At 46.4% G+C, this 8,893-nt stretch carries 8 protein-coding genes and 2 pseudogenes; 2 read left to right on the top strand and 8 right to left on the bottom strand.

The window, feature by feature from the left end:
* Together FC814_RS23735 and FC814_RS21470 are read left to right on the top strand one after the other, a co-directional pair.
* Positions 1 to 60: IS1 family transposase (locus FC814_RS23735; protein ID WP_071528444.1), on the top strand; the 60-nt coding region annotated here is incomplete at its 5' end.
* Between the two features lie 314 nt (positions 61 to 374).
* Positions 375 to 1,286, top strand: coding sequence for an AraC family transcriptional regulator (locus FC814_RS21470; RefSeq protein WP_137326445.1), 912 nt, complete (start codon positions 375 to 377; stop codon positions 1,284 to 1,286).
* A gap of 42 nt (positions 1,287 to 1,328) precedes the next feature.
* Here the strand turns inward: FC814_RS21470 and FC814_RS21465 are convergent, their stop codons facing one another.
* The 8 genes and pseudogenes from FC814_RS21465 to FC814_RS23730 all read right to left on the bottom strand — a co-directional run.
* On the bottom strand, positions 1,329 to 2,480 hold the full coding sequence (locus tag FC814_RS21465; RefSeq protein WP_000347836.1) for an acyl-CoA dehydrogenase: 1,152 nt from the start codon (positions 2,478 to 2,480) through the stop codon (positions 1,329 to 1,331).
* 13 nt (positions 2,481 to 2,493) lie between these two features.
* Positions 2,494 to 4,089, bottom strand: a complete 1,596-nt coding sequence (locus FC814_RS21460) for an acyl CoA:acetate/3-ketoacid CoA transferase (protein ID WP_137326444.1) — start codon at positions 4,087 to 4,089, stop codon at positions 2,494 to 2,496.
* Positions 4,090 to 4,234: 145 nt separating this feature from the next.
* Entirely contained in the window at positions 4,235 to 4,993 is a 759-nt protein-coding gene (aroD, locus tag FC814_RS21455) for a type I 3-dehydroquinate dehydratase (RefSeq protein ID WP_000860206.1), read from the bottom strand.
* A 30-nt stretch (positions 4,994 to 5,023) separates the two neighbouring features.
* Positions 5,024 to 5,890, bottom strand: coding sequence for a quinate/shikimate dehydrogenase (ydiB, locus tag FC814_RS21450; protein WP_000383455.1), 867 nt, complete (start codon positions 5,888 to 5,890; stop codon positions 5,024 to 5,026).
* Between the two features lie 11 nt (positions 5,891 to 5,901).
* A pseudogene (locus FC814_RS21445) lies at positions 5,902 to 7,156 on the bottom strand (MFS transporter).
* Positions 7,157 to 7,381: 225 nt separating this feature from the next.
* On the bottom strand, positions 7,382 to 8,596 hold the full coding sequence (locus tag FC814_RS21440) for an MFS transporter (RefSeq protein WP_137326443.1): 1,215 nt from the start codon (positions 8,594 to 8,596) through the stop codon (positions 7,382 to 7,384).
* Positions 8,597 to 8,695: 99 nt separating this feature from the next.
* A pseudogene (locus tag FC814_RS21435) lies at positions 8,696 to 8,818 on the bottom strand (DUF1870 family protein); the annotation flags it as partial.
* Positions 8,819 to 8,832: 14 nt separating this feature from the next.
* Positions 8,833 to 8,893, bottom strand: a 61-nt coding sequence (locus FC814_RS23730; RefSeq protein ID WP_071528444.1) for an IS1 family transposase, incomplete at its 5' end; no start/stop codon positions are given.

Below are 8,893 nucleotides of genomic sequence, written 5' to 3'. Positions count from 1 at the left end.
TCGGTGGAGCTGCATGACAAAGTCATCGGGCATTATCTGAACATAAAACACTATCAATAAGTTAGAGTCATTACCCGCATACGGAACCATCTCCGATGGAAGGTAAAAATGGCCTGAAAATAGTGTGCGATAGCAGGAAGGCGTTTTCGACGGAGCAAGCTGTTTTCCTTGCCAACAATCTTGCAAAAAAAATGCGATCGCTAAAACAAAAGTGCAGTGAGCGGCAATATTGTTATGCCGTGACCGTACAATCTTGCATTCGGTGTAAATAATCTTGTTTAGCTCTCGCTAAACGCGGTTGTATAACCGTAATACACGCCGTATTTTATCCGGCATATATTGCTTTTGCTTGCTCATGGAATAGGGAGGTTGTCATGTATCAACGCTGTTTTGATAATGTCAGCGAAACGCTGTTTGTCGCTGGAAAAACGCCACGGCTTTCACGTTTTGCATTTAGCGATAATCCAAAATGGGAGTCTGGACATCACGTTCATGACAATGAAACTGAGCTGATTTATGTCAAGAAAGGCGTGGCAAGGTTTACCATTGACTCCTCGTTGTATGTAGCCCATGCCGATGACATTGTGGTGATAGAACGCGGCAGACTTCATGCGGTGGCTTCTGATGTCAACGATCCTGCTACGACCTGTACCTGTGCACTGTATGGCTTTCAGTTTCAGGGGGCAGAGGAAAACCAGCTTCTGCAACCACATTCATGTCCGGTAATTGCCGCAGGGCAGGGAAAAGAGGTCATTAAAACCTTATTTAATGAGCTAAGCGTTATTTTGCCGCAAAGTAAAAATAATCAGACATCTTCATTATGGGACGCTTTTGCCTATACATTAGCAATTCTCTACTACGAAAATTTTAAAAATGCGTATCGTTCGGAGCAAGGGTATATTAAAAAAGATGTGCTGATTAAAGATATTCTTTTCTATCTGAATAATAATTATCGCGAAAAAATCACTTTAGAACAGTTATCGAAAAAATTTCGTGCCAGCGTCAGTTATATTTGCCATGAATTTACCAAAGAGTATCGCATTTCCCCTATTAACTATGTTATTCAACGGCGTATGACGGAAGCGAAATGGTCACTCACCAATACTGAATTATCACAGGCAGAGATCTCCTGGCGTGTGGGTTATGAAAATGTCGATCACTTTGCCAAACTGTTTTTGCGTCATGTCGGCTGTTCACCCAGCGATTACCGCAGGCAATTTAAAAACTGTTTTGCGGAACAAGAAATCTTATCTGAATTTCCTCAACCCGTAAGTCTTGCCGGATAAATCAGGCGGCGCAGTTTTGTAAGAAGCTGCGCCGCCTGGAGATTATTTATTCTGGTAATCTTTCAGAATCTGCCGACCTGCAACGTAAATCATAATTTCGTCTGTACCGCCGCCGATACGTTCACAGCGAACATCGCGCCAGAAGCGGGAGACGCGCGCCTCATCGGTATAGCCCAGACCACCCATGATTTGAATCGCATCATCAATGACTTCCATCGCGGTGCGTGCGCAGTACAATTTTGCCAGCGCCGCGCTGGTGCGCAATGACTGATGCTGGTCAGCTTGCCATGCCACTTTCAGCACCATATTGCGCATGTTGTCGATCTTAATCGCCATCAGTGCCAGTTTTTCCTGGATCATCTGGTTATGCCCAATCGGCTTACCAAAAGCGATACGCTGGTTGGCATAGCGGGCGGCATCTTCAAAGGCACACTCGGCAAAGCCGGTGCTGCGCGCGGCGTTGATCAGGCGTTCCATCTCAAAGTTGTACATCACATTGAGGAATCCCATTCCTTCTTCGCCCACCATGTCGCTCTCTTCAACTTCCACGTTGTCGAGATAGACTTCGCAGGTGCTGAGCATATGCCAGCCGATTTTATGCAGCGGGTTAATCTTAATGCCGGGCTTACTGGAGTCGACCCACCACAGGGTGAAGGCCTTTTTCGGATCTTTCGGTTCTGGATCGCGCGCCAGCACCAGCATATACGGGTACTCTTTCGCACCGGTAATAAAGGTTTTCTGTCCGTTGATATAAACCTTGCCATTTTTACGCGTGTAAGTGGTAGTGGCACTGTTGTTGTCTGAGCCTGCGCCTGGCTCCGTCAACGCCAGGGCATAGGCGGGATCACCCGTTTCCAGTGTGCTTTCTGCCGTTTTGCGTAGCTGCTCCGCAGAACCGAATCGGCGCATACTGTGAATACACTGACCGTTGGTAATCAAAAACGCCGGAGCACCGCATTTTGACACTTCCATCAGCGCCAGCATTTGGGTGACGTAATCCGCAGGGATACCACCAAATTCTTCCGGCACGCCAAGCATGGAAATACCGTTATCCGCCAGCGCCCGCATAAACTCACGCGGATATGTACCGTTTTGATCGCAGGTGCGGAAATACTCTTCCGGAAAGTTAGTCGTAATCAGTTCGCGAATACTGGCCAGCAGCAGTTCTTGTTCTTCAGTTAAAGAAAAATCCATCATTATACTCCTGTTAATGAGCCGCTTCAGGCAGGACAAAACCCATCGCCGCATCGATAAATAATCTTTCGTCCATCAGTTTGAGTTCTGGCGAAATCACAGGGGTGAAATCCATTTTGTCGAGAATATCTTTTTGTAAATCGACGCCAGGAGCGATTTCGATTAAATGCAGTCCGTCTTCTTTCAGCGTGAAGACGGCACGTTCGGTGATATAACGAACATCCAGTCCCCGTTCGAGAGCGATTTTTCCGCTGAACGTGATTTCCGGTAGTTCACGGATAAATTTCTTCACCCGTCCTTCCTGGATAATATTTAATTTGCCGTTGGCAATTTCTGTTTTTAAACTTCCTGCGGTTAAGGTGCCACAGAAAATAATTTTCTTCGAGGTGGCGCTGATATCAATAAATCCGCCGGTGCCCATGATTTTGCCATTGAATTTATGCACACCGACGTTGCCGTGCTGGTCGACTTCGGCAAAACTCAAATAACAAACATCCAGACCACCGCCGTGATAAAAATCGAACTGGGACGTCATATCCAGAATGGCGCGGGTATTAACATTTGCGCCAAAGGCGATACCTTGTGAGGTAATACCGCCAATCGGACCCGTTTCCACCGTCAGAATAAAGTCATCAGCACATCCTTCTTCACGGGCGACCAGGCCAATGCCGTCGGCAATACCGACACCGACATTTCCCACCGCGCCTTTGCGCATTTCGAATAATGCACGCCGCGCAACTAATTTACGTTGGTTTAGGGGCAGACTAAGTTTGGTGCTGTCATCAAGGGTGAAGTCACCAGAAATAAAGCGGTTAACCGGCGCACCGCCATACAGTTGGGTTTGATCCGGATCGACCACCACAATATCCACCAGATAACCCGGAATACGGACAGATTTAGGATGCAGCGTGGCTTTCTTAACCATTTTCTGCACCTGCATCATCACAATACCGCCGTTATTGTGCACCGCCTGGGCAATAACCAATGCGTCGAGATACATCACCTCATCTTCAAAAGTGGCGTAGCCTTCGCTGTCGCAGGTGGTAGCGCGAATAAAAGCGATATCCGGCGCAATCGCTTTGTAATAGAGATATTCTTTATTATCAAACTCGACCAGTTTAATCAGCTCTTCTTTGGTCACTTCATTCAGTTTTCCGCCTTGTTGGCGAGGGTCAACAAATGTACCGATACCAATATCGCTAATAATTCCCGGCTGGTGGGCAGCGGCGGCGCGCAATGTTTGGGTGAGTACACCTTGTGGATAGTTATAGGCAACAATTTTATTTTGTTCTGCGAGATCAGAAATACGCGGCGATTGTCTCCAGTGACCGCATAATGCCCATTTCACCAGACCTTCTTGCGCCAGCGGACTAATACCACGGTCGGCGCGATCGCCAAGCCCTGTCGGACTAATAATCGATAAATTACGTGGCGTTTGAGTCTGTTTATATTTATCAGCAAGAGCTGTAATTAACGTGGTGGCTTCCAGAATACCGCCGCCAGCGCCTAACACACAAAGTGTTGCTTCGTCGGGAATATAATTCACCGCTTCCTGTGCCGACAGGACCGGCACTCGTCCATTAATACGAGGTGGTTTTACAGGTTTCATTATTTTTTCCTGATTCAGGTGTGAGTTTCCCTGCGCCAGCCAGAAAAATAGCGCGCAGATACTCACGGAATATTATTATTAAATACTCTTAAAACACTTATTTTTATTTCGGCGGGTGAGGGTGTTCCCGCCGGAACGTTATTGATTATGCCTGATGCAAAATAGTTAATACTGTGCGCAAATCATTCACCGATATTTGTCCAGGGGCAGAGGCTTTTTTTACTGCGCCAAAGGTTGCCGCCGAACCGAAAACTTCACCAGCCAGACGGGAAATTACGCCAGTTTTTGCCATCGACATGGTAATGATTGGACGATCGGCATACTGCTCCTGCATCTCCAGGGTCGCGGCAAGCAACGTCAGCACATCGCTGGTACTTTGCGGCATCAGCGCAATCTTAGGAATATCGGCGTCGAAGGACTGCATTTTGCGCAGACGGGCAATGATTTCTTCGGCTTCCGGCGTTTTATGGAAGTCATGGTTGGACATGACAACTTTCACATCATGCGCGTGGGCGTAGGCGACGGTTTCTTTAACCTGATCATCGCCGGTAAATAACTCCAGATCGATCATATCCACCAGACCGCCGTCGATGGCTGCACGATTGAGAGCAATATAAGCTTCGGTGGAAATCGCCTGCTCGCCGCCTTCTTTGGCACTGCGGAAGGTAAACAGCAGCGGTTTTTCTGGCATGGTCTCACGGAGAATTTTTGCCGCCGCCATGACCGACTCCACACAGGTGAGGTCGGCAAAGTGATCCACGCGCCATTCCAGAATATCAAAGTCCGCTTCACGATAGACAAGAGCTTCAGATTTCACGCTGGCGATATCTTTCGCCATCAGCGAGACGATGATTTTTGGTGCACCCGTGCCAATGACGAGATCTTTTACAGTTACGGTTTTCATTTCTTACCCTTTCTGCACGCGGTCAGCCTGTCAGGCGCCGAACCCCATGACCTGTTTAACGTATTCCAGAGGGAAATTTTTGCCAGTCCATAACGTGAACTGTTCAGCCCCTTGCCACAACAACATGCCGTATCCATCAATCGTTTTGCAACCTGCTTGTTGCGCCTGCTGCAATAACTTCGTCATATGCGGGTTATATACGCATTCGGTGACCAGAAGTCCTGGATGTAACAGACTGATATCATTAACCAATGATTCATTTTCAAGGGGTTTCATACCCACTTTAGTGCCGTTGGTTAAAATGTCGGCAGAAGCCAGCGCCTCGGCAAAGGCCTGCTGATCGGCGAGATCCGTCACTGTGACGACGCAATCGGTGTTTTCGTTGACCCGTTGCGCGAAGGCGAGGGCTTTATCGAAAAACTCATCCCGACGGTTAAAGAGTTTAATTTCTTTTAACCCTTCAATCGCACCCTGCGCGCCAATCGCCGTTGAGGCGCCACCGGCACCTAACAGCACCATCGTTTTTCCTTTGATATCAAAACCGCTCTCTTTTATGGCGCGAATATGGCCTGTGCCGTCGGTGTTATAACCACGCAGGTAGCCGTTATCATTAACGATGGTATTGATGGCGCCCACCAGTTTCGCCGCAGGCGTTAATTCATCAACATATTCACACGCCAGTTGTTTGTTCGGCATCGACACACCGGTGCCGCGCATTTTGAGGGCTTTTAATCCTTCAATTGCTCCGGCAAAGCTATCGTTATCCACTTCAAAGGCCATATAGGTAAATGGTAATCCTGCTTTTTCTAAGGCTTTATTCTGCATTTCAGGCGATAAACTGTGGCGGATAGGATAGGCCATCAACCCAATCAATTCGTATTTTGCGGTAACATCCATAATTCACTCCTTTAACCTCTGTGCTTAATTGTGTTTAAAATAACGTTCGCCTAACCGGATATCATTTTTGGGAATAATGAATACGCGGTAATAGCGGATAAAAACAATAATTGCGGTAATCAAGGCCAGCAGCGCGAAAGTAAAATCGAGAACGATGATATATTGCAGGCCGATATTTGACAGATAACCGGTAATCAGTGGAATAACAAAGTTAGCCAGACCGCCCATCATCATATAAATACTGGTGACTTTGGCCTTGCTTTTGGGGAAAAACTCTGACATGACCGAAACGCCGAGTTGTAAAATTCCGCCAGCCGCTGAGAAACCGATAACAAAGGCTCCGGCATTACACACTAGCGGAGAAGGGTAGAGATAGATAATGGCGGCAGTTACCGTTGCCAGTGCAGAGTTAAATACGTTAGCCCAGATGGGGCGTACTATTTTTTTCAGTAACGCGGCAAATATAAAGACACAGACCAGCGAACCCATACTGTAATAAGAGATGGTTTTTAATGCTTCGGCTTCCGACATACCGGCAAATGCCATTGCATATTTGGGCATCCACACCACAATCACATAAAAGGTCGAGAATGCGGCAACACCGAACAGTACCGACGAAACACCTTCCAGCCAGACTAACGGTTTACTGTTCATTATCGGCAATTCATTGGCAACGCTGGCGTCCACCAACTGGCTGGGGAATTTGCTTTTCAACAGCATCAGCGTGATCAGTACAAACAGGATGCCAGGAATAATCAGCCCATAGCCGTACCAGATGTTATTCAGCAGCATATAACTCACCAGCATTGGATAGAACATTTGCCCGAATGACACCATTGCTTTAACCAGTATTACCGCCGACCCGGAGGCTTTCGGAAAGCATTCCATCAACGCCGGGTAACCACCGGTATCCAGCGCCGAGTTAGCGATACCTACGCACACTGCCAGACAGTAAGCGAGCGTTAAATTCGGGCAAGCGGGAATACCAAAGAAGAACAGTAGATACATTATTACTGCCATTAATATGACTGCGCGCCGACCAAATTTGTCGGAGATTACACCGAAGAATAAAATACTGATCAGGCGACCCAGGCCAATACCGGAAATTAAATAAGCAATACCCGCGTTGTCCGTTGAAAATTTTTCTGCCAGAGATGACATGTTCTGTGCAAGTGTAATAACACTAATGCCGTGCAGGAAATAGCTGAAGTATATACAAAGAACCGCCAGGATAAATGGCGTGCTGAAAGCCTTATTTTGAGACATTTTCACAGCTCCTTGCTGAAAGATAATTTTGTTACCGTACGTATTGTTCTTCGACGGTTTTCATAATCACTATACTGAAGATGATTTCCCCCAGATACATGGCATAAAGTTTATGTTTCCAGGAATATTGCATGTAATAGTTTGTTTTAGATCGTGATTTCCCTTAATTAGCGCAGAAAGTTAATTTATCCGTAAGAACTTGCATGTCCTGAAAATAATATTGCATTACCCGCCCGTGGCGACATTTCCCTTTAGCGATGGATGTTGTGTTTCCTTGTGGCTGCGTAAGCCAATAAACAGCGCCAGTAAAAAACCGACGGCAGCGATGCCAGTATCGAACCACATAATATCGGCAATACTTCTTTGTGATAGATGAGCCGTAATCAACGGAATGGTAAAGGTTGCAATACTTCCCGCACTGTAATAAATCCCGGTTGCTTTACCTTTAGCGTAGGGAAAACGTTCAGCCATTAACGTCAGGCCAATTTGTACAACGCCTCCAGCGGAGGTAAAACCAATAACGAAAGCGAATGTTATTACCACATAAAATATGGGATACAGGCAAACGGTGAGCAGGGCAATAAATGAGATAAACGTGTACAGCATCAACAATGTTGTCGGGTGAATCGCTTTACGAATGAGCGGTGCACTAATAAATACGCAAAGCAGCGATCCCACGGTGTAGATGCTGAGTAATTTGATCGACATTGTGTATGACATGCCAGCGACAAATTGCCCGTATTGTGCCAGCCACTGGCTGACCAGATAAAACGTTGCCATTGATATATAGCCATATAAGGTATAACTGGCTAAATCGATTATTGAGCAGCGATGCCCCGCAGAAGTGGTTGTTTTATTTACTGCCGGTAAGCGACGACCCGGATGCGGTGGAAAGGTACTGCGGTATAAAAACAGACCGTTAATAATCATAATGCCTGCGGCAATCATAAAAGACCAACCAAACCACAGTTCGGCCCATACCAATAAACTAATGATTAACGGCAATAAAAATTGTCCGCAGGAAACAAACGCTTTAATTAAAATATTGGCTGTACCCGGTGAATGAGGAAAGGCTTCCATCAGGCTGGGATAAGTACCTGCATCGAGAAAACTGTTTGCCATTCCGGCCAGAAAGCCAAAAACATAAGCGATAATGATGTTATTGGTGTGCAGGATGCCAAAAAAGAAGGCGATATAGCAGCACATACCGAGAATGATAAACGGTCGGCGACCGAATCTATCGGATAATAAGCCAGAAAGAAACAGGACGCTTAATCGACCAATGCCTAATGATGAGATAACAATCGAGACACCTGCCGCATTGGTATGCCAAAGCGTCTCCAGCGAGGCCATACTCAGGGTCATCAAAATGACGCCCATACCATGCACCAGGTAATTGAAATACAACCCCAGCGCGGTAGGGAGATAGGGATTTTTCATAAGATCCACTTAGCAACTGTGCTTTAAAAAATGTGGCGATATTGCGTCAATATCCGTTCATTATTTTTGTAATGATGACTGTTGATTCCCGTTAAAATATCAACAAAGGCGTTCAAGATCGTGCGCATATAATTCAGCGGCTACCGATTGATAAATCTTCCAGTCAATAAAATTGCCGTCAGGGTAGACACGTTGAAACGCGGTTAAGTCAGGGAAAAAACGGTAATGACTCCAACTTATTGATAGTGTTTTATGTTCAGATAATGCCCGATGACTTTGTCATGCAGCTCCACCGAT

Origin of the sequence: Escherichia sp. MR (assembly GCF_005280595.1) — a bacterium.
In the GTDB taxonomy this organism is placed as follows: Bacteria; Pseudomonadota; Gammaproteobacteria; order Enterobacterales; family Enterobacteriaceae; genus Escherichia; species Escherichia ruysiae.
Note: the sequence above shows the minus strand (reverse complement) of the source record. Positions and strands in the feature narration are given on the sequence as shown.

Coding starts and splice junctions, on each gene's coding strand:
- FC814_RS21470 (WP_137326445.1), top strand. CDS start 375: ATGTATCAACGCTGTTTTGATAATGTCAGCGAAACGCTGTTTGTCGCT.
- FC814_RS21465 (WP_000347836.1), bottom strand. CDS start 2,480: ATGGATTTTTCTTTAACTGAAGAACAAGAACTGCTGCTGGCCAGTATT.
- FC814_RS21460 (WP_137326444.1), bottom strand. CDS start 4,089: ATGAAACCTGTAAAACCACCTCGTATTAATGGACGAGTGCCGGTCCTG.
- aroD (WP_000860206.1), bottom strand. CDS start 4,993: ATGAAAACCGTAACTGTAAAAGATCTCGTCATTGGCACGGGTGCACCA.
- ydiB (WP_000383455.1), bottom strand. CDS start 5,890: ATGGATGTTACCGCAAAATACGAATTGATTGGGTTGATGGCCTATCCT.
- FC814_RS21440 (WP_137326443.1), bottom strand. CDS start 8,596: ATGAAAAATCCCTATCTCCCTACCGCGCTGGGGTTGTATTTCAATTAC.